Annotated in this window: 18 protein-coding genes; 15 read left to right on the forward strand and 3 right to left on the reverse strand. The window is 73.2% G+C overall.

The genetic code is table 11. The features are described 5' to 3' along the window. Positions 1–23 precede the first annotated feature (23 nt). The 5 genes from ACFWYM_RS09455 (at position 24) to ACFWYM_RS09475 (ending at position 4,062) form a co-directional block, all read left to right on the forward strand. The gene (locus ACFWYM_RS09455; protein WP_384832547.1) at positions 24–992 is read left to right on the forward strand and encodes a LysR family transcriptional regulator; all 969 of its coding nucleotides are present in this window, start codon (positions 24–26) and stop codon (positions 990–992) included. Between the two features lie 175 nt (positions 993–1,167). Next, on the forward strand, positions 1,168–2,004 hold the full coding sequence (locus ACFWYM_RS09460; protein WP_384832550.1) for an AzlC family ABC transporter permease: 837 nt from the start codon (positions 1,168–1,170) through the stop codon (positions 2,002–2,004). Then, positions 2,001–2,342 (forward strand): AzlD domain-containing protein, encoded by a 342-nt coding sequence (locus ACFWYM_RS09465; protein ID WP_384832553.1) that lies wholly within the window; start codon positions 2,001–2,003, stop codon positions 2,340–2,342. The genes ACFWYM_RS09460 and ACFWYM_RS09465 overlap by 4 nt, the downstream gene beginning before the upstream one ends. Before the next feature lie 53 nt (positions 2,343–2,395). After that, positions 2,396–3,541, forward strand: a complete 1,146-nt coding sequence (locus tag ACFWYM_RS09470; protein WP_384832556.1) for a PLP-dependent cysteine synthase family protein — start codon at positions 2,396–2,398, stop codon at positions 3,539–3,541. 62 nt (positions 3,542–3,603) lie between these two features. Next, the gene (locus tag ACFWYM_RS09475) at positions 3,604–4,062 is read left to right on the forward strand and encodes a RidA family protein (RefSeq protein WP_384832559.1); all 459 of its coding nucleotides are present in this window, start codon (positions 3,604–3,606) and stop codon (positions 4,060–4,062) included. Between the two features lie 69 nt (positions 4,063–4,131). On the opposite strand, the gene ACFWYM_RS09480 is transcribed toward ACFWYM_RS09475, so the two are convergent. Continuing rightward, positions 4,132–4,467, reverse strand: coding sequence for a hypothetical protein (locus ACFWYM_RS09480; protein WP_384832562.1), 336 nt, complete (start codon positions 4,465–4,467; stop codon positions 4,132–4,134). Positions 4,468–4,655: 188 nt separating this feature from the next. On the opposite strand from ACFWYM_RS09480, the gene tsaD reads away from it, so the two are divergent. The 5 genes from tsaD to ACFWYM_RS09505 all read left to right on the forward strand — a co-directional run bounded on the left by tsaD (position 4,656) and on the right by ACFWYM_RS09505 (position 11,550). After that, on the forward strand, positions 4,656–5,705 hold the full coding sequence (gene tsaD / locus ACFWYM_RS09485) for a tRNA (adenosine(37)-N6)-threonylcarbamoyltransferase complex transferase subunit TsaD (protein ID WP_384832565.1): 1,050 nt from the start codon (positions 4,656–4,658) through the stop codon (positions 5,703–5,705). 125 nt (positions 5,706–5,830) lie between these two features. Next, positions 5,831–6,397: a GNAT family N-acetyltransferase gene (locus ACFWYM_RS09490; RefSeq protein WP_384832740.1), complete on the forward strand. Its 567-nt coding sequence runs from the start codon at positions 5,831–5,833 to the stop codon at positions 6,395–6,397. A gap of 58 nt (positions 6,398–6,455) precedes the next feature. After that, complete coding sequence (locus tag ACFWYM_RS09495) at positions 6,456–6,938, forward strand: MarR family winged helix-turn-helix transcriptional regulator (RefSeq protein WP_384832568.1); 483 nt, start codon at positions 6,456–6,458, stop codon at positions 6,936–6,938. 42 nt (positions 6,939–6,980) lie between these two features. Further along, positions 6,981–9,908 carry an FAD-binding and (Fe-S)-binding domain-containing protein gene (locus ACFWYM_RS09500; RefSeq protein ID WP_384832571.1) on the forward strand — a complete coding sequence of 976 codons (2,928 nt, stop codon included), beginning with the start codon at positions 6,981–6,983 and terminating at the stop codon, positions 9,906–9,908. A gap of 154 nt (positions 9,909–10,062) precedes the next feature. Further along, on the forward strand, positions 10,063–11,550 hold the full coding sequence (locus ACFWYM_RS09505) for a Gfo/Idh/MocA family protein (protein ID WP_384832574.1): 1,488 nt from the start codon (positions 10,063–10,065) through the stop codon (positions 11,548–11,550). 78 nt (positions 11,551–11,628) lie between these two features. Here ACFWYM_RS09505 and ACFWYM_RS09510 read toward each other — a convergent pair whose 3' ends face one another. Beyond that, a complete protein-coding gene (locus tag ACFWYM_RS09510; RefSeq protein ID WP_384832577.1) occupies positions 11,629–13,290 on the reverse strand; it encodes a peptide-N4-asparagine amidase in 1,662 nt (553 codons plus the stop codon). A 247-nt stretch (positions 13,291–13,537) separates the two neighbouring features. On the opposite strand from ACFWYM_RS09510, the gene ACFWYM_RS09515 reads away from it, so the two are divergent. Further along, complete coding sequence (locus ACFWYM_RS09515; RefSeq protein ID WP_384832579.1) at positions 13,538–15,130, forward strand: ArnT family glycosyltransferase; 1,593 nt, start codon at positions 13,538–13,540, stop codon at positions 15,128–15,130. A 37-nt stretch (positions 15,131–15,167) separates the two neighbouring features. Here ACFWYM_RS09515 and ACFWYM_RS09520 read toward each other — a convergent pair whose 3' ends face one another. Beyond that, positions 15,168–15,950 carry a L,D-transpeptidase family protein gene (locus ACFWYM_RS09520; RefSeq protein WP_384832743.1) on the reverse strand — a complete coding sequence of 261 codons (783 nt, stop codon included), beginning with the start codon at positions 15,948–15,950 and terminating at the stop codon, positions 15,168–15,170. Positions 15,951–16,162: 212 nt separating this feature from the next. On the opposite strand from ACFWYM_RS09520, the gene ACFWYM_RS09525 reads away from it, so the two are divergent. The 4 genes from ACFWYM_RS09525 to ACFWYM_RS09540 all read left to right on the forward strand — a co-directional run bounded on the left by ACFWYM_RS09525 (position 16,163) and on the right by ACFWYM_RS09540 (position 23,731). Continuing rightward, a complete protein-coding gene (locus tag ACFWYM_RS09525) occupies positions 16,163–18,103 on the forward strand; it encodes an ABC transporter transmembrane domain-containing protein (protein WP_384832582.1) in 1,941 nt (646 codons plus the stop codon). Next, positions 18,100–19,881 carry an ABC transporter ATP-binding protein gene (locus ACFWYM_RS09530; RefSeq protein WP_384832585.1) on the forward strand — a complete coding sequence of 594 codons (1,782 nt, stop codon included), beginning with the start codon at positions 18,100–18,102 and terminating at the stop codon, positions 19,879–19,881. The genes ACFWYM_RS09525 and ACFWYM_RS09530 overlap by 4 nt, the downstream gene beginning before the upstream one ends. 83 nt (positions 19,882–19,964) lie before the next feature. Then, complete coding sequence (locus ACFWYM_RS09535) at positions 19,965–21,878, forward strand: ABC transporter transmembrane domain-containing protein (RefSeq protein ID WP_384832588.1); 1,914 nt, start codon at positions 19,965–19,967, stop codon at positions 21,876–21,878. Continuing rightward, positions 21,875–23,731 carry an ABC transporter ATP-binding protein gene (locus ACFWYM_RS09540; protein WP_384832591.1) on the forward strand — a complete coding sequence of 619 codons (1,857 nt, stop codon included), beginning with the start codon at positions 21,875–21,877 and terminating at the stop codon, positions 23,729–23,731. Before ACFWYM_RS09535 ends, ACFWYM_RS09540 begins: the two co-directional genes overlap by 4 nt. The last annotated feature ends 29 nt before the right edge of the window (positions 23,732–23,760 follow it).

A 23,760-nucleotide genomic window follows, 5' to 3' on the forward strand; every position in this document is an offset into this window, starting at 1 on the left:
GCACGCGGGCGTACGGTGGGCCCGTGATCGAAATGCGACAGTTGACCATCTTTCGGGCGGTTGCCCGGAGTGGCTCCTTCTCTGCGGCGGCCCGGCAGCTCGGCTACACCCAGCCCGCGATCAGCCAGCAGATCAAGGCGATGGAGCGGGCCCTCGGCACTCCGCTGATCGTGCGTTCCGGGCGGCAGATGCAGCTCACCGAGGCGGGCGAGTCGCTGTGCCGGCACGCCGCCACCATTCTCGGCGCGCTGAACACGGCGGAGGCGGAGATCCAGGCGCTCGCGGGGCTGCAGGCGGGGCGGGTGCGGGTGACCGCGTTTCCCAGCGCCTGTTCGCTGCTCGTCCCGAAGGCGATCTCGCTGACCCGCCGCGCCCACCCGGAGCTGCGCGTCACCCTCGTCGAGGCCGAACCGCTGGAGGCGCTCGGCCTGTTGCGGGGCGGCGACTGCGAAGTGGCGCTCGTCTTCGACTACCCCGGGCGCGCCGACGCGGTGGCCGACGGCAGGTGCGGGAGCAGCGGGCCGACCGACGTCGCGGACCTCAGCACGCACCCGCTGCTCACCGAGCGCATGCGGGTGCTGCTGCCGCCCGGCCACCGGCTGTCCGGGACGGCGCGCACCGAGCCGCTCCGCCTCGAGGAGCTCAAGGACGAGAGCTGGATCGCCGGGTGCCCCCAGTGCCGCGGGCACTTGGTGGACGCCTGCAAGGAAGCCGGGTTCCACCCGGACATCGGGTACGCGACGGACGACAATCCGGCCGTCGCGGGTCTCGTGGCGGAGGGGCTCGGCGTCGCCCTCGTACCGGAGCTGGCCCTGCTCGGCGGGCTGCCGCCCGGGGTGCGCGCACTGCTGGTCGAGCCCGCGCTGCACCGGCGGGTGCTGGCGGTGACGCTGCCGGGGCTCGACGCGGTGCCGGCCGTGAGCGCCATGATCCAGCAGCTGGGGCTCGCGGTGTCCCTCACCGAGTCGTCCACCTTCCCCCAGGACGCCTGACACACCTCCCCCCTCAAAGCACTTCTTTGCCGCACCCCAAGCATTTCCATCGCATTACTGAAACTTGCGGTACCCCTCTCGAAGAGCTTGACGGGCCGGGACCTTTGCCGCTCAATTCCCGCTTTTCCGGTTCCTAGCATGAATTCCGTAAGGAACCGACGGAGAGGTTGGGACCATGGCTCAGACATTGGTGCGGCACGTGGACGCGGACGCGGACGTGGACGTCTCCGACTGGCGTGCCGCCGTGACCGCGGCGGGCCCCGTGATGCTCGGCTATCTGCCGGTGTCCTTCGCCTTCGGTGTGCTGGCCCCCACCTTCGGAGTCCCTGCCTGGGCGGCGATCGCGATGTCCGGCATCGTCTTCGCGGGGTCCTCCCAGTTCGCGGCGCTCGGCCCGCTGCAGGTCGGGGCGTCGCCCGTGTCGATCGTCTTCACGACCTTTCTCGTCAATCTCCGGCACGCCCTCTACTCGCTCACCATGGCGCCAAGGACCAGCGACTGGAAGACCCGCGACAAACTGGGATTCGCCTGGCAGCTGACCGACGAGGCATTCGCGGTGCACTCCACGGAATTCGCGAAGCGCGACCGCTCGGCGGGTGAGTGCCGGATATTCAATTTCCTGATCCACGCAGCCTGGGCGGGCTCCACCGCCCTGGGCACCGTCGCCGCCGGGCTCATTCCCGACAGCAAGGCGCTCGGCCTGGACTTCTCCCAGACGGCGATGTTCATCGCGCTGCTCGCCGTCCTGGTCAAGGGCCGCAGGGAGCTGGTCGTCGCCGCGCTCGCCGGGGTCCTCGCGGTCGCCATGACCAGCGCCGGTCTGCCGCTGTGGGCCGTGATCGTGCCGACGGTGGTGGCCGCGACGGCCGGTCTCGTCTGGGAGAACAAGACGCTCGGCCCCGCGACGCCCTGCGCTCGGGCCGAGGCGGATCCGGGCGAGGCGGCGGACCACGGCGACGCATCGAACGCATCGAACGTAGCGAACGCATCGACCATGGAGTGCCCCTCATGAGCACCACCGACCTGCTTCTCATCCTGGGCGGCATGACCGCCGTCACCTACGCCGTGCGCTGCGCGCCGCTCTTCCTGGCCGGGCGCGTCACCATCCCCGCGGGGGTGCTGCGCTGGATGAACTACGTGCCGCCCGCCGTGCTCGCCACGCTGATCCTGCCGTCGCTGTGCACCCCGGACACCGACGGCAACGCCCTCCGACTCTCCCTCTCCAACCCCCTGTTGCTCGCCGCGGTGCCCACCGTCCTGGTCGCCTGGCGCACCAAGAACATGTACGCCACCGTCGGCGTCGGCGTCGTCGCCCTCGCGCTGCTGCGCTGGCTCGGCCCCTTCGCCTGAGCCGCGAAGCCGTTGCCGGACACCAACTCGCCCCTTCTGCCCTGGAGTCACCCATGACCATCGCCCCTCAGGTCCCGGCCGACCCGGAGACCCTCGACACCACCGGCCTCGAGCTGGACATCGACCGCTACGACCCGGCGTACCGCGCCTGGCTGCGCGAGGCCGTCCGCAAGGTCCAGGCCGACAGCAACCGCTCGGCCGACACCCACCTGTTGACCGTGCCCCTGCCCACCGAGTGGGGCGTGGACCTCTACCTCAAGGACGAGTCGACGCACCCGACCGGCAGCCTCAAGCACCGACTGGCCCGCTCCCTGTTCCTGTACGCCCTGTGCAACGGCTGGGTCCGCCCCGGGAAGCCGGTCGTCGAGGCGTCCAGCGGTTCGACGGCCGTCTCCGAGGCGTACTTCGCGAAGCTCATCGGCGTGCCGTTCATCGCGGTGATGGCCAAGTCGACCGCCCGCTCGAAGATCGACCTGATCGAATTCCACGGCGGCACCTGCCACTTGGTGGACAACCCGTGCGAGGTGTACGAGGTGTCCGCGCGCCTCGCCGCCGAGACCGGCGGCCACTACATGGACCAGTTCACGTACGCAGAGCGGGCCACCGACTGGCGCGGCAACAGCAACATAGCCGACTCGATCTTCCGCCAGCTGGCCGGGGAGCGGCACCCCGAGCCGTCCTGGATCGTCGCCGCGGCCGGCACTGGCGGCACCTCCGCGACCCTCGCCCGCTACGTCCACTACACGCAGCGGGCGACCGGCATCTGCGTCGCCGACCCGGAGAACTCCGCCTTCTTCGACGGCTGGCGCAGCCAGGACCCCGCGGCCACCACCGGGGTGGGCTCCCGCATCGAGGGCATCGGCCGGCAGCGCGTGGAGCCGAGCTTCATCGCGGGCGCCGTCGACCGCATGATGCGCGTGCCGGACGCCGCGTCCATCGCCACGATCCGGGTGCTGGAACGGCTCCTCGGCCGCAAGTGCGGGGCCTCCACCGGCACCAACGTGTGGGCGGCCGCCCGCCTCGTCTCCGAGATGCGCGCCCGCGGCGAGGAGGGCAGCGTGGTCACGCTGCTGTGCGACCCGGGCGAGCGCTACCTGGACAAGTACTACTCGGACGCCTGGCTCGCCGGGCAGGGCATCGACATCACCCCGTACCAGGAGCGCATGGAGCGCTTCCTGCTCACGGGCGAACTCACCTGATCCGACCGCCCGTTACCCATCCCCCCAGCCCCGTCCCGAGCCCCGCCCCCTCAAGGAGAGACATGACCACCCCCGAAGCCCGCCTGACCGCCGCCGGCCTGGAGCTGCCGCCGACCCCCGCGCCCGTCGCCGTGTACGTCCCGGCGGTACGCAACGGCTCGTACGTCTTCACCTCCGGCCAGCTGCCCCTGGTCGACGGAGCCCTCCCGCTGACCGGAAAGGTCGGCGCGGAGGTCACCCCGGAGCAGGCCGAGGAGCTGGCCCAGCGCTGCGCCCTCAACGCGCTGGCGGCCGTGAAGTCCGTCGTCGGCGACCTCTCGGCCGTCAAGCGCGTCGTGAAGGTCGTCGGCTTCGTGGCCAGCGCCCCCGACTTCACGGGCCAGCCGGGCGTCGTCAACGGCGCCAGTGAACTGCTCGGCACCGCCTTCGCCGACGCGGGCGTCCACGCCCGCAGCGCGGTCGGCGTCGCGGTCCTCCCCCTGGACGCACCGGTCGAGGTGGAGATCCAGGTCGAGGTCTGACAGCCCAGGAACCACCCGGACCGGACCGGGCCGACAGCTGCCCGGCTCGGCCCGACCGGCCCGGCCGGCCTACTTCACGGCCGGGACCGGCATCGTGGTCGCGGGCACGCCGGGCTTCGGCACACAGCCCAGGGCGCCGACGGCCTTGAGGTCACGGGCGTCGACCGTCAGGCACCGGTACTCCTGCACGCTGCCGGGCTTGCCGGTGATGAGATCTCCGGGCTGATAGGTGCCCGGAACCCCGGAGCAGGAGTGCGCCTCATAGGCGCCCTTCAGGCCGGAGATGGCCTTGACCTCCTTGCACACGACCACGCCCGGGGTGTCGGCGTGCGCCGTCGCCGCCGTGACCGTCAGTCCGAGAACACCCATTGCCGTGACCGTGATACCGGCAAGTACTTTGCGCATGCGGTGACCTTTCGCCATGGGCCCCTGAAGGGACCCTCTCGTCGCCGACGGCCGGACGACCGGTCGACGCAAGGAGCCGTTCCCGGTCGACGGCATGACGTGTCCCCGCCATACGGGTGGTGATGTCGCCCGCTCTTATTGCACACTGTTCGCAATAACAAGAACATGGCAGTAAGAGGTGAGCAGTGGTGAAGCCCCCGGTCGTCCTGGGCATCGAGTCGTCCTGCGACGAGACCGGCGCGGGGCTCGTGCGCGACGGGCGGCTGCTCGGGCACGCCGTGGCGTCGAGCATGGATGCGCACGCCCGTTACGGAGGCGTCGTTCCCGAGATCGCGGCCCGGGCACATCTGCACGCGCTGCGGCCGGTGGTTCAACAGGCGCTGGACGAGGCCGGGTTGGGGCTCTGCGACATCGGCGCCGTCGCCGTGACCACCGGGCCGGGGCTGTCCGGTGCGCTGCAGATCGGGCTCGCCGGGGCCAAGGGGCTCGCCTACGCGCTGGGCGTGCCGCTGTACGGCGTCCACCACCTCGCCGGCCATGTCGCCGCCGACACGCTGGAGCACGGGCCGCTCCCCGACCCGTGCATGGTGCTGATCGTGTCCGGGGGCCACACCTCGCTGCTGCTCGTCCGCGACCTCGCCCGGGACCCGATCACGCACCTCGGGGACACCCTCGACGACGCGGCGGGCGAGTGCTTCGACAAGGTGGCGCGGGTCTTCGGGCTGCCGTATCCCGGGGGCCCGGCCATCGACCGGGCGGCGCGGGACGGCGATCCGCGGGCCGTCGGCTTTCCGCGGCCGCTGCCCGGCTCGTACGACTTCTCCTTCTCAGGGCTGAAGACCGCCGCCGCGCGCTGGGCCGAGGGGCACGCCGGGGGCGCGCTGCCGGTGGCGGACGGGGCCGCGTCGCTGCAGGAGGCCGTCGCCGACGCGCTGACCCGCAAGGCCGTCGCCGCCTGCGCGGAGCACGGGGTGGGGACGCTCGTCGTGGTCGGTGGCGTCGCCGCCAACTCGCGGGTGCGGTCACTGGCCGAGGAGCGCTGCCGCGCGGCGGGCATCGCGCTGCGCGTACCGCCGCTGCGGCTGTGCACGGACAACGGCGCCATGATCGCGGCCGTCGGCGACCTGCTGGTGCGGGCCGGGGCCGAACCCGCGCCGCTGGACGTGTCGATCGACCCCTCGGCGCCCCTCGAACGCGCCGCCCTGCACCCGGTCGCCGCGGCGCGGGCGGCGGCGTGACGAGCCGCGACACGGCGGGCGGCGACAGGACAGGCGGCGACGGGACGGGGACCGACACGAGGAAGGCCGACACGAGGAAGGCCGACACGAGGAAGGCCGACACCCACCTCCGCACCGGCGCCGACATCCGCGTCCTCACCGGTGCCGAACTCCTCGCGCACACCGACGCCTTGCGGTCCGTCTACGCCGACGCCTTCTGCGCCCCGCCCTGGAACGAGGACGAACGCGCCGCCCAGGCGTTCGCCGAGCGCCTCCCGGAGCAGGCGGCCCGGCCCGGCTTCACCGCCGCAACCGCCGTGCGGGAAGGGCACGTTGTCGGGTTCGCCACCGCCTGGACCACCCGCACTCCCTTCCCCGCCGACCGCTGCTACCCCCAGGCCGCCGCGCCGCTCGGCGCCGAGCGCACCGCGCGGTGGCTGTGCGGCGCGCGCGAGATCGACGAGCTCGCCGTCCGGCCCGCCGCCCAGGGCAGTGGTGTGGCCGCGGCGTTGCTCGACGCCGTCGCCGCCGGAGCGCCCGGCGGCCGCTGCTGGCTGCTGACCTCGGTCCGCTCGCCCCGCGCCCTCGCCTTCTATCGCCGCCGGGGCTGGACCCAGGTCACCCACCCCTCCCCCGGCGGGCGGGGCATCGCCGTCTTCCTGGGACCATGCCACCCGGCGGCCGCTTCCCTCGTCGCCGCCCCGACGCTTTAAGAGCATGACTCACTGTTACCTACACTCACAGTGAGCAAGGTCCTGTTATTCTCCCTCCATGACTCCGGGCCCGACTCCCCCGCCCCCTCCGACTCCCCCCGCCGACGCCGACGGCCAGCTCGCCGAGCAGCTGCTGCGCCTCACCCGCCGGATGCACCGCATCCAGAAGCGCCACCTGGAGCACTCGCAGCTCGCCATCACCCCGGCGCAGTCCCGGCTGCTCCGGACCCTCGCGCACTACAGCGAGCCACCCCGCATGGCCGACCTCGCGCAGCGCCTCGAAGTGGTGCCGCGGGCGGTGACGACGCTGGTCGACGGGCTCGAGGCGGGCGGGCGGGTGCGCCGGGCGCCCGATCCGAACAACCGCCGGGTGGTGCGGATCGAGCTCACGGAGGAGGGCCGGGAGGCGCTGCGGGAGCTGCGCAGCGCGCGCCGGGCCGCCGTACAGGACATCCTGGCTCCATTGGACGCCCAGCAGCGCGAGCAGTTGGGCGGCCTGCTGAACGCGCTGCTCGACGTGCCGGAAGACCGTCGCTGCTGACGCCGCCCTTCGACCGAGGACCCGAGGACCCGTGGAGAGGCCATGCCGCTGCTGGAGCCCGACCCCGAAGCACTGCGTCCCGCCGTCCGCCCCGGACACGACCCGGCCCCCGACCGGGTCCCGGACGCGCAGGCCCCGGGCACCCCGGAGCCGCTGCGCACGGAGCTGACCGAGCTGCTCGGCGCGGAGAAGGTCCTCACGAAGGTCTCGGACCTCGTGCGGTACGCGTCCGATGCCAGCCCCTACCGCTTCGTGCCGCGCGTCGTGGTGGTGGCCGAGGACATCGACGACGTCTCGGCGGTCCTGTCGTACGCGCACGGCAAGGGCCGCGAGGTCGTCTTCCGTGCCGCGGGCACCTCGCTGAACGGGCAGGCGCAGGGCGAGGACATCCTCGTCGACGTACGCAAGCACTGGGCCGGCGTCGAGGTGCTCGGCGACGGTGAGCGGGCGCGGATCGGGCCCGGCACGACCGTGGTGCGGGCCAATGCGACGCTCGCCCGGTACGGGCGCGTGCTCGGCCCCGACCCGGCGAGCGCCATCGCCTGCACCATCGGCGGCGTCGTCGCCAACAACGCCTCGGGGATGACGGCGGGCACCACCCGCAACTCGTACCGGACCGTGGCCTCACTGACCTTCGTCCTGCCGTCGGGGACGGTCGTCGACACGGGCGAGCCGGACGCGGACGAGCAGCTGGCGCACGCCGAACCCGCCCTGTGCGCGGGCCTGTCGGAGATCAAGCGGGAGATCGAGGCCGACCCTGAGCTCGTCGCACGCATCCGCGCGAAGTACGAGATCAAGAACACCAACGGCTACCGGCTGGACGCGTTCCTGGACGGGGCCACGCCCGTGGAGATCCTGCGCGGCCTGATGGTGGGCTCGGAGGGGACGTTCGGGTTCATCTCGGAGGTCGTCTTCGACACGCTGCCGCTGGACCGGCACGTCTCGACCGCGCTGTTGTTCTTCCCGTCGCTGCCCGCCGCCGCTGCCGCCGTCCCGCTCTTCAACGAAGCGGGCGCCCTCGCCGTGGAGTTGATGGACGGCAACACGCTGCGCGCGTCGGTGAGCGTCCAGGGCGTACCGCAGGACTGGGCGCGGCTGCCCAAGGAGACCGCGGCGCTGCTCGTGGAGTTCCGGGCTCCGGACGAGGCGCGGCAGGAGGCGTACGAGCAGACGGCGGCCGGGGTCGTGGAGCGGCTCGAACTCGTCGCGCCCGTCGCGTCGGTGACCAACGCGTTCACGCGCGAGGCGAAGGCGATCGCGGGCTACTGGAAGGCGCGGAAGGCGTTCGTGACGGCGGTCGGCGGTTCGCGGCCCTCGGGGACGACGCTGATCACCGAGGACTTCGCGGTGCCACCCGCGCGGCTCGCCGACGCCTGCCAGGCTCTGCTGGAGCTGCAGACGCGGCACGGCTTCGACGCGGCGGTGGCCGGTCATGCGGCGCACGGCAACCTCCACTTCCTGCTGGCGTTCGACGCGGGGCTGCCCGCGGACGTGGAGCGGTACGCGGCGTTCATGGACGACTTCTGCCGGCTGACCGTCGAGCGGTTCGACGGCTCCCTGAAGGCCGAGCACGCCACCGGCCGCAACATCGCGCCGTTCCTGGAGCTCGAATGGGGGCCGCGCGCAACGGAGTTGATGTGGCGCACGAAGCAGGTCATCGACCCGGACGGGGTGCTCGCGCCGCGCATCGTCCTGGACCGCGACCCCCAGGCGCATCTGCGCGGTCTGAAGACCATCCCGAAGGTCGAGCCGATCGCGGACCCGTGCATCGAGTGCGGCTTCTGCGAACCGACCTGTCCCAGCGAGGACCTGACCACCACGCCGCGCCAACGCATCGTGCTGCGCCGCGAGATGATGCGCCAGGCGGACGGCTCCCCGGTCCAGGAGGGGCTGGTCGAGGCGTACGGGTACGACGCCGTGGACACCTGCGCGGGCGACTCCACCTGCAAGCTGGCCTGTCCCGTCGGCATCGACACGGGCGCGTACATGAAGGGCTTCCGGCACGCGCGGCACACCGCGCGCGAGGAGCAGGTGGCCGCCCTGGCGGCCCGTAACTTCAAGGCGGTCGAAGCCTCGGCGCGGCTGGCCGTGGCCGCCGCCGACAAGATCAGCGACCGGCTGCTCACCGCCGTGACCCGGGCCGCCCGCAAGGCGGTGCGCCCCGACCTCGTACCGGAGTGGCTGGCGCAGGTGCCGGGCGCGGCACGGCGGAAGCTGCCGGGCACCTCGCGGGTGGGGGCCGCGGCCGTCTACTACCCGGCGTGCGTCAACCGCATCTTCGCGAGCCCCGGGGACCGCACCCTGCCGCAGGCCGTGGTCGCCGTCTCCGCGCGCGCGGGCAGGCCGGTGTGGATCCCGGAAGACGTCGCGGGGACGTGCTGCGCGACGATCTGGCACTCCAAGGGCTACGACCGGGGCAACGCCGTGATGGCCAACCGGATCGTGGAGGCCGCCTGGGGCTGGACGGCGGGCGGCCGCCTTCCGCTGGTCGTGGACGCCTCGTCCTGCACGCTCGGCATCGCCCACGAGGTGGTGCCCTATCTCACCGACGCCAACAAGGAGTTGCACGCCGAGCTGACGATCGTCGACTCCCTCGTCTGGGCCGCCGAGGAGCTGCTCCCCCGCCTCACGGTGCACCGCACGGCCCGCTCGGCCGTCCTGCACCCCACCTGCTCCATGGAGCACCTCGGCGACACGGCCCAGCTGCGGGCCGTCGCTCAGGCGTGCGCGGACGAGGTCGTGGTGCCGGACAGCGCCAAGTGCTGCGGCTTCGCCGGGGACCGGGGGATGCTCCACAAGGAGCTCACCGAGTCCGCCACGCGCAAGGAGGCCGCGGAGGTGACGGCGCGGGACTTCGACGCGCACCTCTCGGCGAACCGCATGTGCGAGGTGGGCATGGACCACGCGACGGGGCGCGGCTACTACTCGGTGCTCATCGAGCTGGAGCGGGCCACGCGTCCCGCGGGCTGAGCCACGCGTCCCACAGGGTGAGCGTCCCGCGGGGCGACGCCTCCCGCGGGCTGAAAAGTCCAACTCCCTGGCCACTTCGGCCTCTTGCATCACGCACGTACCCGCACCAGGGTGACTTCCGCCCAGTGGTAGAGACCACGACGACGGAGGTCCGATGCACGACGAGAACGCGACACCGGTACCTGACGAGAACAACGGCTCCCCCGCCCCCGAGGAGGCGTCCGGCGCCTCCCGCCGCACGGTCCTGCGCTCGGCGGGCCTGGCGGCCGGAGCGGGCATCGGGCTCGGCGCCTTCTCCGCCACGACGGCGCACGCCGCCGACGCGACGCCCGCGGCGGCGGGCGGGTCAGAGGCGGCGGGCGCGGCAGCGGCGGGTGCCGCGCCCGCCCGGCAGGGCAAGACCATGATCGGCGTCCCCTTCGAGCGCCGCTCCACCGTGCGGGTCGGCATCGTCGGGCTCGGCAACCGCGGCGGCGGCATGATCGACCTGTTCCTGGTGCAGCCGGGGGTGCGGGTCGTCGCGCTGTGCGACCCGGTCAAGGAGAAGACGGCGGCCGCCGCGAAGAAGGTGACGGACGCGGGCCAGCCCGCCCCGGCGACGTACACCAACGGCGAGCACGACTTCGAGAACCTGTGCAAGCGCGGCGACATCGACTTCGTCTACGTGGCCACGCCCTGGGACTGGCACTTCGAGATGGCCAGGACGGCGATGCTGGGCGGCAAGCACGTCGGCGTGGAGTGTCCCATCGCGCTCCAGCTGGACCAGCTGTGGGAGCTGGTGAACCTCTCCGAGCGCACCCGCAGACACTGCATGCAGCTGGAGAACTGCTGTTACGGCAAGAACGAGATGCGGGTCCTGCGCATGGCCCACGCGGGCAAGTTCGGCGACCTCCTCCACGGCGCGGGCGCCTACAACCACGACCTGCGCGGGCTCATGTTCGACCCGGACTACTACGAGGGTCCGTGGCGCCGCCTGTGGCACACCCGGCTGCGCGGCGACCTCTACCCCAACCACGGCTTCGGCCCGGTCGCCAACTACATGGACGTCAACCGCGGCGACCGCGTCACGCACATCTCCAGCTTCGGCACGCCCTCGCTCGGCCTCGCCGAGTACCGCAAGGCGCACATGCCCGCGGGCGACCCGAGCTGGAAGGAGACATACATCGAGAGCGACCGCACCATCAGCCTGGTGCAGACGGCGAAGGGCCGCGTCATCCGCCTCGAACACGATGTCAGCACCCCGCACCCCTACTCCCGGATCAACAGCCTCGGCGGCACGAAGGGCGTCTTCGAGGACTATCCCGAGCGCATCTACATCGAGCCCGACCACGCGGACGACGAGTGGGGCGACTTCGCCAAGTACACCGATTTCGACCACTGGTTGTGGAAGGAGCACGCCAACCCGCCCGGCGGGCACGGCGGCATGGACTACATGCTGGTGTTCCGCCTGATGCAGTGCATGCGCCTCGGCCTGGTGCCGGACTTCGACGTGTACGACGCCGCGACCTGGACCTCGCCGGTGCCGCTGAGCCACGCCTCGATCAAGGCGAAGGGCGCGCCGCAGGAGATCCCGGACTTCACGCGTGGGCTGTGGAAGAAGTCCCGGCCCGGCATGGACTCGGAGAAGCCGCAGGAGCCGTGAGGGATGGCGGGCTGGTCCCCGTACCGCGAACGGTACGGGGACCAGCCCTCCGTCACGTCACGCCACTTGACCGCCCGCTCAGCAGCGGTGCCGGTCCTCCGTCAGGGTTCCCTGCGCGGTGGCGATGCCGCGGTCGCAGCAGCCCCGGTCGGTGAGCAGCCGGTAGCGCTCCCGCGAGGTGCCGACCGCGTGCCGCTGGTCGCGCGGCACATCGGCCGTGTACGTGGCGTCGCCCGCGTAACGGTCGTCCAGGACCGTCCTGTTGGGGCGCCGCCCGTGCGCGGACGTCACCGTCTCGGCCCGGTCGCCGAGGCCGAGGACGGTGCGCAGCCGGTCGCCCGCGCCGAGCGTGGTGGTGCCGTCCATGGTGTACGTGCGGTGGGTGCGGGTGGTGCGCCCGCCGCCGGTGATCCGCTCGCGGTCGGTCCACTCGGCCGTGAGCGCGTCCTTGGACTCGCCGTCGGTCCAGCGGTGCGCGGAGGTGTGGGCGAGCTCGCGGGTCACGGTCGTGGTGACGCGGCCGTGCGAGGTGTCGACGTATCCGGAGACGGTGAGGCGGTGGCCGCCCCGGGTGTCGAGGCGGTGCTCGGTGCCGGGTGAACCGGGCGTGTAGGACGTCTTGTTGGTGAGCCCGCCCGCGTCATGGCGGGTGAGCGCGCCGGTCACGTGGGCGCTCTTCTCGTCCTGCCACGCGAGGATGTTGACCGGCGTGCTCCACCCGGCCTGCCCCTTCGGCACCCCGACGACGGAGACGTCGATGCGGTGCGGGCGGCCGTCGTTGAGGAGCCCGGCGAAGTGCGTGAGGTCGTACTCGACGGGCTTGATGTCGAAGGCGCGCGGGCCCGGAATCACGTACCAGAGGAAGGGGTTGGACCAGCCGCCGGTCCACACGGTCGGGAACGGCGTCGCGATACCGGCGAGTTGGCCGTCGACGCTGATCTGCACCTCGCGGTAGGGCCCGTCCGCCGCCTTGCACGAGTACGGCGCCGCGTCGGGCACCGTCAGATACCAGTACTCCTCGCAGCCGCCGCCGGATCCGGTGGCGTAGACCTCGGCGATGAGGCGTTCGCTGTTGCGCGGGGTGGTGACGGTGTTGTCGGAGAGGGGCAGGACCTGGTCGGGGACGGTCGCGGAGGAGGACGACGACGGCTTGCTGCGCTCAGGCGCGTAGAACGTGAGCGTGGCCTTCACGTCGATGACGCCCGTGTATGTGTCGTCGACGACGTTCCCGATGAGCATCTCAACGGGCTGGTCGCGGCGGAGCGTCGCGCTGTAGCGGGTGACGTCCTTCTCCACGGACCAGGTGATCCCGTCGGGCGACGGCTCGGGCGTGGAGGTGCGGAAGACCTCGACGCCGCCGACGCGCAGATAGCCGAGCCGGTCGAACTGGCGCCCCTTCACCTTGCCGTCGAGACGCAGCACCACCTTGCCCCAGCGGCCGTGCCCGCAGGCGGTGGGCGGTGTGTAGCTGCCCTGGTAGGGCGTGAAGTCACGGAACTCGGCCTCGGCGAGCGTCACTTCACAGGACTTGGTGTGCGGCTTCGGCACGGGCGGGGCGGCGGTGACGGGGTCGTGCCAGTCGGTGCCGAACTCGGCGGGGACATCGGGCCGCCCGCCGGCGGGGGCGCCGGGTGCAGCGGCCGCGGCGGGTGCAGCGGCCGCGTGGGGTACGGCGGCCGCCGCGGGGGCGGCCGCCGCGAGGATCGCTCCGGCCTGCATGGACATGACGCGTCTCTTCATGGCCGGAGTTCTACGGTGCGGGGCGTGCTCGGCGCAATGGCCTCTCGGCTCGATGACCTGTCAGGCGCGATGGGCCGTCAGGCGCGATGGGCCGTCAGGCGCGATGGGCCGTCAGGCGGGATGGCCCGTCGGCGCGAGGCTCCGGGAGCTCTCGACCGGTTGCCGTGCCGTCAGTACGCTCCCGGGCCATCGGCGGCTGCGTGCGGGGCATGGCCGGACTGGCCGGACGGGGCGGGGGGGGCACCGGATGAACGCGGACGGGGACCGGACGCAGGGCGCGGTGCGGGGCGCGGTACCGGTGCCCCGGGGCGGTGGCGCGGTGCGCTGCGGGCCGCCGACGCTCGCGTGGCGGCCCGTGTGGTGCCTCGTCGGCCTGTACGCGGGGGTGCTGACCCTCCTGTCGGCCCGGTACGGGTACCACCGCGACGAGTTGTACTTCCTCGCCGCGGGACGGCGCCTGGCCTGGGGCTACGTCGACCAGCCACCGCTCACCCCACTGCTGGCACGCGGCTCCACCGCCATGTTCGGGGACAGCCTCGTCGGGCTGCGGGTCTGCGCGACCCTCGCCGCGTGCGCCACCGTGCTCGTGGTCGCCCTGGTGGCACGGGAGTTGGGCGGTGGCCGCGGCGCCCAACTGCTCGCGGCCACGCTCGTGGCGCTGGGCGGGCAGGTGCTCGCGGTGGGGCACATGGTGTCCACGGCGACGTTCGACCTGCTGGTGTGGGTGGTGGTGAGCTGGCTGGTCCTGCGGGTCCTGCGGACCCGGGACGGGCGGTGGTGGCCGGTGGCCGGCGTCACCGCGGGGATCGGCCTCGAGAACAAGTACCTCGTGGTGCTGCTCGTGGCCGTGCTGCTCGCGTCGATCGGCTGGGTGGGGCCGCGCGCGGTGCTGCGCGACCGCTGGTTCGCCGCCGGTTGCGTGCTGGCGCTGGCGACGGCCGCGCCGAACCTGGTGTGGCAGGCGGCCCACGGCTGGCCGCAGTTCACGGTGGCCCGTGGCATCAGCGGGGCGGACGGAGCGGAGAACCGCGCCCTGCTCGTACCGCAGCAACTGATCTATCTCTCCCCGCTGTTCGTGCCGGTGTGGGTCGCCGGGTGGCGTCGGCTGTGGCGTGACCCGGAGCTGCGGTGGGCACGGGCCTTCGCGGTGGCGTACCCGCTGCTGTGCGCCGTCGTCCTGGCCGTCGGCGGCAAGGGGTACTACACGGTGCCGCTGCTGGTCGTGCTGCTCGCCGCGGGGTGCGAGCCCGTGCTGCGGTGGGCGGGGCGCGGGCGGGCGGGGCTCAACAGGGCGGGGCCCGGCCGGGTGCGACGGCGCCGGGTGCTGCTCGCTGCTGCCGTCGCCCTCTCGGCCGCCGTCAACGCCGCGATCACCCTGCCGGTCCTGGCACCGGACGACCTCGCCGTGCCGATGGCGCTCAACCAGGAGCAGGGCGAGCAGCTGGGCTGGCCCGAACTCGCCGACGCCGCACGGCAGGGCTGGGCCCGCATCCCGGCGCCCGACCGCACCCGCGCCGTGCTCTTCACCAGCAACTACGGGGAGGCGGGCGCCCTGGAGCGCTACGGCCCCGCGCGCGGACTGCCCGCCCCGTACTCCGGCCACATGAGCTACGCCGACTGGGGTCCGCCGCCGGACTCCGCGACCGGGCCCGTCCTGCTCGTCCGGCAGGCCGACGCCTCCGGCATCGAGCGGCACTTCACCGGCTGCCGCACCGTCGCCCGGGTCGACAACGGCCACGGCATCGACAACGAGGAGCAGGGTGCGGCCGTCGTGCTGTGTGCCGGAGGACCGGCCACCCGGTGGTCGGTGCTGTGGCCGCGGCTGCGCCACGCCTACTGATGCCGGTCGATACCGGTACCGCTGGATGCCGCGCGGCTCACGCCTTGAGCGCGGCCCTGTCCCCCATCACGACGACCGGGTGCAGCTTGGGGTCGAGCGTCGTGAGCAGGTACTCCATGCCGGACTTGGAGAGGCTGACACAGCCCGACGTGCCGCTGCCGTGGTCCATGTGCAGCCAGATGCTGCCGCCCTTTTCCTGGCCCTGAGGGCGGGTGGGGTCGTTGGGCGGGGTGCCCTTGGCGCGGTTGTAGTCGATGGCGATGACGTAGTCGAAGTCGTGCCAGTGGGACTTGGGCCAGTAGTGCGGGGCCTGGATGGAGGCGCTGCGGGAGTACGGGAGCTTCGCGCCCGGGTCGGCGAGCACGCCGCCCGCGTCCGAGAGGGTGAAGACGCCGACGGGGCTGCGCTTGTCGTTCTCGTGGTGGGCGGTGGTCCAGCCCCGCTTGCCGTTGTGCGCGGGCCAGCTGCGGGTCTTCTTCCAGGTGGCGTCGGTGGTGTCGGTCGCGTCGCCGTTCTTCGCGGAGCCGGTCTTCTCGGAACCGGTCTTCGTATAGAGGACGACGGTGGATGTGGTCGCGTTCTCGCCGTCGCCGTAGACCGCGACGACCTGGCGCGTGTTCTTCGGGATCTTCGACTGGAGCCGGTCGCCGACGTCCGGGATGCGCTTGAGGTCGGCGGCGCGCCCGTCGGTGTGGCCGGAACCCGATCCACCCTCGTCGTCCTTGGACCCGCCGCCGTCGCCCGAACTCCCGCAGGACGTCAGGAGGAAGGAGCAGGCCGCCGCCACGGCCACCGTTCGCACAGCACCGGCTATTCGCATGCGGTCCATGGTCGCACCCGGTCCCACAGTTCCCGGCCGGGCCCCGGCCGGGCGGGCACAAGGGGGCCGATTCTTTGCCTCCCGACGGAAAACCGTTTGCCCCGGACCACTCAGCGACGCGAACCTTTCACCATTCGTTACCGCGCTCCGACCGCCGGACGACCGCTCGAGGTCCGCTGCGGCCAGTCCGTCATGCCGATTTCTGGGACGTCATGCAGATTCGCGATCTTCCGTATACCGACCCGGGCGAGCCGGACGCTCGCTCGGGCCCCCGGTTCCTGCTCTGGCTCGGCCGGAACCAACTCGGCGGTCAGCTCAAGTCCCTGTCCTGGGGGCTGCTGCACTTCCTGTCCATCGCCGTGCTCCCGTACGTCGTGGGCTTCTCCGTCGACGCCGTCCTGGACGGCTCCGGCGGGCGGCTCGCGCTCGGCGGCGGGCTGATCCTGCTGTGCGGCGTGGGCATCGCGCTCGGCGACACGATGCTGCACCGCACCGCCGTCACCAACTGGATCACGGCGGCCGCCCGCGTCCAGCAGCTGCTCGCCCGCAGGACCGCACAGCTCGGCTCCGCGCTGACGCGCAAGGTCGCCGCCGGTGAACTGGTCGCCGTGTCGACGGGCGACGTCGAGCGGATCGGCTGGTTCGTGGAGGCGGTGTCGCGCTTCACCGCCGCCGCGCTCACGGTCGTCGTGGTCTGCGTGGGGCTGCTCGTGTACGTGCCCTCGCTCGGCCTCGTCGTCGCGATCGGCCTGCCGGTCATGGCGCTCGCCGCCCTGCCGCTGCTGCCCCGCGCGACGCGGCGCGCCGACTTCCAGCGCGAGAAGGCGGGGCGCGCCACCGAGCTCGCCTCGGACACCGTCGCGGGCCTGCGGGTGCTGCGCGGCATCGGCGGCGAGGAGCTCTTCCTCGACCGCTACCGGAGCGCGTCGCAGGAAGTGCGGGCGGCCGCGGTGCGCAGCGCCCGGATGTGGGCCGCCATCTCGGCGGTGCAGGTGCTGATGCCCGGGCTCATGCTCATCGCCCTGCTCTGGCACGGCGTGAACCTGGCGCGGGAGGGGCGGATCACGGTCGGCGAACTCGTCACCGTCTACAGCGCGATCACCATCCTCAACTACCCTTTGCGGCATTTTGAGGAGATTTGCATGGCATGGGCGTTCTCGCGGCCCTCCGCGAAGCGCGCAGCCCGGGTGCTCGCGCTGGAGCGGAGCGTGCCGGAGGCCCCAGCGGCCCCGAGGTCCCTGGATGCCCCGGATGCCCCGGATGCCCCGGAGGCTTCAGAGGGTGAGGCCGTCGCGGACGTAGCGGTGGACGTGGACGCCCCGACCGGGGACCTGTACGACCCGGCGACGGGGCTGCTCGCCCCGTCGGGGTTTCTCACGGCGGTGGTGTGCGGCGATCCGGACGCGGCGGGGCTGCTCGCGGAGCGGCTCGGCGGACACCCGGCGGACGACGGCGCGCGGGACCTGCCGTCGGTCCGGCTCGGCGGGGTGCCGCTCGACGGGCTGCCGCTGGACACGGCGCGCACGGCCGTCCTGGTCCAGGACAAGGACCCGGTGCTGCTCTCCGGGACGCTGCGGGAGGTCCTCGACGTACCGGCGTCCGGTGCCGTCAGCGCCGAGGCAGCCTTGTCCGCGGCGCAGTGCGCCGACGTCCTCGACGCGCTCGCGCAGGCGTCGTTGGACGACGACCCCATGAACGCCCCGCTCACGGAGCGCGGCCGGTCCCTGTCCGGCGGCCAGCGCCAACGGCTCGCGCTGGCCCGCTCGCTGGTCACGGACCCGGAGGCGCTGGTGCTCGACGAGCCCACGTCCGCCGTGGACGCGCACACAGAGGCGCGCATCGCGAAGGGGCTGCGGCAGCTGCGCGAGGGCCGCACGACCGTCGTCCTGACGTCGTCGCCGCTCCTCCTGGACCAGGCCGAACGCGTCGTCTTCGTCCACGACGGCGAGGTCGCCGCGGTGGGCGAACACCGCCAACTGGTGCACAGCGAACCGCGGTACCGGGCGGTGGTGACGCGCGAGCCCGAGCCCGAGGACGACGGGGCCGGGGCCGGGGACGGGGACGGCCGGAAGGTCCCCGTGAGCCAGCGGGTCGGCCGCACCGACCGCCCCGACCGCCCCGACATCGACATCGACATCGAGGAGTCCGCATGATCGGCCTGGCGCCACCGGAGTACGATCCGGCGGCCCCGACGACGGCCGCCACCCTGCCCGTGGGCACGGGCGCGACGGTACGTGCGTATGTGCGCGAGCTGTTCCGGCGGCACCGCGGTGCCTTCGCCCTGCTCATCGGCGTCAACGCGCTGGCGGTGCTGGCCTCGATGGTCGGCCCGTACCTCCTGGGCGACCTCGTCCAGGACATCTCCGACGGCGCCCGGGACATCCATCTGGGCGTCGTCCTCGGCCTGTTCGCGGTCGCGCTGGCCGTGCAGGCCGTCTTCGTACGCGAGGTGCGGCTGCGCGGCGCGATGCTCGGCGAGCGCATGCTGGCGGATCTGCGCGAGGACTTCCTGGTGCGCTCCGTGGGGCTGCCGCCGGGCGTCCTGGAGCGGGCCGGCACGGGCGATCTGCTGTCGCGGATCACCACTGACATCGACCGGCTCGCCAACGCCATGCGGGAGGCGGTGCCGCAGCTCGCGATCGGCGTGGTGTGGGCGGGCCTGCTGCTCGCCGGGCTCGCCGTGACCGCGCCGCCGCTGGCGCCCGCCGTGCTGCTCGCGGTGCCGCTCCTGGTCGTCGGCTGCCGCTGGTACTTCAAGCGGGCGCCGTCCGCGTACCGTTCGGAGGCCGCCGGGTACGCCGCCGTGGCCGCGGCCCTCGCCGAGACCGTCGACGCGGGCCGCACCGTGGAGGCGCACCGCCTCGGCGAGCGGCGCGTGGAGCTGTCGGAGCGGCGGATCTTCGAATGGGTCCGATGGGAGCGCTACACGCTCTTCCTCCGGTCGGTCTTCTTCCCCGTCATCAACTTCACGCACACGACGGTGCTGTTCTCGGTCCTGATGGTCGGCGGGACCTTCGTGCTGCAGGGCTGGATCGACGTGGGCCAGCTCACGACGGGCTCGCTCATCGCGATCATGCTCGTCGAGCCGCTGGGCCTGATCCTGCGCTGGTACGACGAGCTGCAGGTCGCCCAGGTCTCGCTGGCCCGGCTCGTCGGCGTGCGGGAGATCGAGCCGGACGCGGGCGACGCCTCGGTGGCCCCCGACGGGCGCGACGTCCTCGCGGACGACGTGCACTTCGGTTACCGGCCGGGCGTCGACGTGCTGCGCGAGGTGTCCCTGGCCGTCGCCCCGGGCACGCGGGTCGCGCTGGTCGGTCCGTCCGGTGCGGGCAAGTCCACCCTCGGGCGGCTGCTCGCGGGGATCTACGGGCCACGCACCGGTCAAGTGACCCTCGGTGGCGCGGAGTTGTCGCACATGCCCGCGGAGTCGGTGCGCGCGCACGTGGCCCTGGTCAACCAGGAACACCACGTCTTCGTCGGCTCCCTGCGCGACAACCTGCTGCTCGCGCGGACGGGCGCCCAGGACGCCGAGCTGTGGGCGGCGCTCGGCGCGGTCGACGCGGACAGCTGGGCGCGCGCCCTGGACGACGGCCTGGACACCGAGGTGGGCTCGGGCGGCCTCGCCGTCACCCCGGCGCAGGCACAGCAGATCGCGCTGGCCCGCCTGGTCCTGGCCGACCCCCACACGCTGGTCCTCGACGAGGCGACGTCGCTCCTCGACCCGCGCGCGGCCCGCCACCTGGAGCGGTCCCTCGCCCGGGTCCTGGACGGCCGCACGGTCGTGGCCATCGCCCACCGTCTGCACACCGCGCACGACGCGGACGTCATCGCAGTGGTCGAGAACGGCCGGATCAGCGAACTCGGCGGTCACGAACGCCTCGTGGCCGAGGACGGGGCGTACGCGGCGCTGTGGAGGTCATGGCACGGGTGAGCGGACTTCCCGGCGCTGGGCCTGTCTGCGTCGGGCCTGGGCCTGCCGGACGGGGGGCGGGACGCGCGGGCTAGGGTGCGGGGATGAGTGTCCTGGCCAACGATCCGCCGGCGGACCCGGCGCCCGAACGTCGAGGCCCGCTCCGGTACTTGTGGTGGCTCACCGTCCGGCAACGGGGCCGCGTCGCCGCCGGGGCCGCGTACGGCACGCTGTGGATGGTCGGTCTGACGCTGCCTCCCTACGTGCTGTCGCGCGCCGTCGACGACGGTCTCCTGCCCGGCGACTCGACTGCCCTGGCGGGCTGGGTCGCGGTCCTGTTCGCGGTCGGGGTGCTCGACGCCTGGCTGTCGATCATGCGGCACCGCACCATGACGCGGATCCGCATGGACGCGTACTACCGCACCGTGCGCGTGGTGGTGGACCACGCGACCCGGCTCGGCGCGGCGCTGCCCCGGCAGGTCTCGGCCGGCGAGGTCGCCACGATCGGCAGCGGGGACGTCCGGGTCGTCAGCCAGACCCTGACCGTCACCGGTCCCGGCGTGGGTGCGGTGCTCGCATACGGCGTGGTCGCCGCGCTCCTTCTGTCCGTCTCGGTCCTCCTCGCGGTGGTGGTGCTCCTGGGGGTGCCGCTGCTCGCCGTCCTGGTCGGTCCGCTCCTCGGGCGGCTCCAGGGCGTGGAGACCGCCTACCGGGAACGGCAGAGCTCCCTCGCCGCCGTCTTCAGCGACCTCGTCGGCGGCGTGCGCGTCCTCAACGGCCTGGGCGGCAAGGAGGTGTTCGCCGCCCGCTACCGGCAGCGCTCCGGTGAGCTGGTCGAGGAGGGCTACCGGGTGGGCGCGGTCCTCAGCCGGCTCCAGGCCCTCGCCCTCGGCCTGCCCGCCCTGTTCCTCGCCGCGGTGACGTGGCTCGCCGCGCGGATGGCCGCGCAAGGGTCCATCACGGTGGGCGAGTTGGTGGCGGTGTACGGCTATGTCGCGGTCCTCGTGGTCCCGGTCATGTCCCTCATCGAGGGCGGCTACGACCTCACCCATGGGGTGGTCGCGGGCCGCCGGATCGTTGCGTTCCTGCGGCTGGAGCCGGATTTCGCAGCGGGGTCGGGCCCTGCCGGTTCGGCGACCGGAGGAACCTTGCCCTCGGCACCCTCGGCGCCCAGTGGATCGCTCTTCGATCCGGAGTCCGGTGTCGAGGTGGTGCCCGGCAGACTGACCGCGCTCGTCGGCGAGCGCCCCGCCGACGCCGTGGCCGTCGTCGACCGGCTCGGCCTCTTCGCCCCCTCCGCCGCCACGTGGGGCGGCGCACGGCTCGACGGACTCCCCCTCGACCGGGTCCGCGACGCGATCCTGGTCGCGGACAACGAAGCCGACGTGTTCGCCGGTACGTTGCGTGCCGCTCTCGCGGGTCGACGTGAACCGGACGACGTGGACGACGCCGAGCTCGCCCGAGCCGTCGCCGCCGCCCTGGCCGACGACATCGTCCACGGCCTGCCCCTCGGGCTCGACTCGCCCCTCCATGCCCAGGCACGCAACCTCTCCGGCGGCCAGCGCCAGCGCGTCCGGCTGGCCCGCGCCCTGCTCGCCGACCCCGAGGTCCTCCTGGCGGTCGAGCCCACGTCGGCCGTGGACGCCCCCACAGAGGCGGCCATCGCCCAGCGCATCCGCACCACCCGAGCGGGCCGCCCCGACCGCGCCACGCTCATCACCACCACCTCCCCTCTCGTCCTGGACCTCGCCGACACCGTGTACTACCTGGCTGCCGACGGCCGCCCGGCCGACGCCGGCAGCCACCGCGACCTGCTCGCCACGGAGCCCGGATATCGGCGACTCGTCGCGCGGGGCGAGGACGATCTCGACAGCCACGGCACCGGCCACGGCCCCGGCCCCGGTGCCGGTGCCGGTGCCGGTGCCGGCAGCGTCGGTGCCGGGGACAGCGACGAGGACGGGTCTCCCGGTGCGCCGCTGGACGACGAGCACCCGTACCCCCAGGAGATCGCCAGGTGACCTCCGCGACTCGCCGCCCCGCTCCCGACCCCGCGGCGGACGGCCAGCTCCCCGTCGCCGGCCCCGGTCAGGTCCGCCGCGCCGCGCTCCGTCTGATCCGCCGGGACCGCCGCGCCTTCGCCCTCCTTCTCCTCCTCAACGCCCTCGCCTCGGCCGCCGGGCTCCTCGGCCCCTGGCTGCTCGGTCGCATCATCAACACCGTCAAGGACGGCGGTGGCGTGGGCACGGTCGACCGGCTCGCGCTCGCCATCGTCGCGGCCGCCCTCGTCCAACTGGTCCTGGCCCGCTACGCCCGCCTCGTCGGGCACCGCTTCGGCGAACGCACCCTCGCCCGGGTCCGCGAACAGTTCCTCGACCGCGCCCTCGCCCTGCCCACCTCGGCGGTCGAGCGCGCCGGCACGGGCGACCTGACCGTGCGCGGCACCACCGACGTCGCGGCCACGGGCCTGGCCCTGCGCGACACCGGCCCCGATGTCCTCGTCGCCGCGGTCCAGGCGCTGTTCCTGCTCGGCGCGGTCTTCGTCCTCTCGCCGCTGCTCGGTGCCTGCGGTGTGCTCGGCCTCTGCGGCATCTGGTTCGCCTCCCGCTGGTATCTGCGCCGTGCGCCCGCCGCCTACCTCGACGAGGGCGCCGCGCACTCGGTGCTCGCCGAGGAACTCGCGGCCACCGCGTCCGGCGCCCGCACCGTGGAGGCACTCGGCCTGCGCCGTCGCCGCATCGCCGCCGCCGACGAGGCCATCGCGTGGTGCCTCCGTACCCGGACCCGGACGCTGCGGCTCCGGTCGGTGCTCTTCCCGGCCATCGACATCTCGTATGTCGTCCCGGTGGTCGGGGTGCTGCTGATCGGCAGCGTGCTGCACGACCACGGAGCCGTCAGCCTCGGCACCGTGGTGGCCTCGGCGCTCTATCTGCGTCAGCTCTCCCAGCCTCTGGACACGATCCTCCAGCAGCTCGAGGCCCTGCAGAGCAGCAGCGCCTCCTTCGCCCGCATCGAGGGCCTCGCGACGGCCGATGCGGCGGAGGAGCGGAGCCGGGACCGACTTCCGGCCCCACGAGCGGAACGATCGCCACAACACCCCCCGGAACAACCCACCGTCACCGCCCTCCCCGCTGACGACCGCATCGACGTCGACTCCGTGCGCTTCGCCTATGACGGTCACGGCGACGTGCTGCGCGGGGTCGATCTGACGGTGCGGCCGGGCGAGCGGCTCGCGGTCGTCGGTCCGTCCGGTGCGGGCAAGACCACGCTGAGCCGGCTCCTCGCAGGCATCGACGCACCCGACTCCGGCACCGTGACGGTGGGCGGCGTCCCCATCGCCGAGCTGTCCCCCGAGCGGCTGCGCCGGCAGGTCGTCCTGGTCACCCAGGAACACCACGTCTTCCTCGGCTCGGTGCGCGACAACCTGCGCATCGCCGCGGAGTCCGCGGGCGACGCGGCACTCCTCTCCGCCCTGCGGACCGTCGGCGCCGCATGGGCCGAGGACCTCCCCGACGGCCTCGACACCGAGCTGGGCCCCGGCGGCCTGGTGCTGCACGGAGCGCAGGCCCAGCAGCTCGCCCTCGCGCGCGTCGTCCTCGCCGACCCGCACACCCTGATACTCGACGAGGCCACGGCGCTGCTCGACCCGGCGGCCGCCCGCCACACCGAACGCGCCCTCGCCGCCGTCCTGCACGGCCGCACCGTCGTCGCCATCGCACACCGGCTGCACACCGCCCACGACGCCGACCGGGTCGCGGTCATGGAGGACGGCAGGCTCACCGAACTCGGCCCCCACGACGCCCTGGTGGCGGCCGACGGAACCTACGCCGCGCTCTGGAAGTCCTGGCACGGCGAGCCGCCACCGGCGCCCTGAGCGGCGCTCCCCCGCTCGTCCGGCCGCCT

Source organism: Streptomyces sp. NPDC059009, from assembly GCF_042740175.1.
Taxonomy (GTDB): domain Bacteria; phylum Actinomycetota; class Actinomycetes; order Streptomycetales; family Streptomycetaceae; genus Streptomyces.

Bases quoted from the DNA above. Each gene is read 5' to 3' on its own strand.
- ACFWYM_RS09460 (WP_384832550.1), top strand. From the start codon at position 1,168: ATGGCTCAGACATTGGTGCGGCACGTGGACGCGGACGCGGACGTGGAC.
- ACFWYM_RS09465 (WP_384832553.1), top strand. From the start codon at position 2,001: ATGAGCACCACCGACCTGCTTCTCATCCTGGGCGGCATGACCGCCGTC.
- ACFWYM_RS09470 (WP_384832556.1), top strand. From the start codon at position 2,396: ATGACCATCGCCCCTCAGGTCCCGGCCGACCCGGAGACCCTCGACACC.
- ACFWYM_RS09475 (WP_384832559.1), top strand. From the start codon at position 3,604: ATGACCACCCCCGAAGCCCGCCTGACCGCCGCCGGCCTGGAGCTGCCG.
- ACFWYM_RS09480 (WP_384832562.1), bottom strand. From the start codon at position 4,467: ATGCGCAAAGTACTTGCCGGTATCACGGTCACGGCAATGGGTGTTCTC.
- ACFWYM_RS09495 (WP_384832568.1), top strand. From the start codon at position 6,456: ATGACTCCGGGCCCGACTCCCCCGCCCCCTCCGACTCCCCCCGCCGAC.
- ACFWYM_RS09500 (WP_384832571.1), top strand. From the start codon at position 6,981: ATGCCGCTGCTGGAGCCCGACCCCGAAGCACTGCGTCCCGCCGTCCGC.
- ACFWYM_RS09505 (WP_384832574.1), top strand. From the start codon at position 10,063: ATGCACGACGAGAACGCGACACCGGTACCTGACGAGAACAACGGCTCC.
- ACFWYM_RS09510 (WP_384832577.1), bottom strand. From the start codon at position 13,290: ATGAAGAGACGCGTCATGTCCATGCAGGCCGGAGCGATCCTCGCGGCG.
- ACFWYM_RS09515 (WP_384832579.1), top strand. From the start codon at position 13,538: ATGAACGCGGACGGGGACCGGACGCAGGGCGCGGTGCGGGGCGCGGTA.
- ACFWYM_RS09520 (WP_384832743.1), bottom strand. From the start codon at position 15,950: ATGCGAATAGCCGGTGCTGTGCGAACGGTGGCCGTGGCGGCGGCCTGC.
- ACFWYM_RS09525 (WP_384832582.1), top strand. From the start codon at position 16,163: ATGCAGATTCGCGATCTTCCGTATACCGACCCGGGCGAGCCGGACGCT.
- ACFWYM_RS09530 (WP_384832585.1), top strand. From the start codon at position 18,100: ATGATCGGCCTGGCGCCACCGGAGTACGATCCGGCGGCCCCGACGACG.
- ACFWYM_RS09535 (WP_384832588.1), top strand. From the start codon at position 19,965: ATGAGTGTCCTGGCCAACGATCCGCCGGCGGACCCGGCGCCCGAACGT.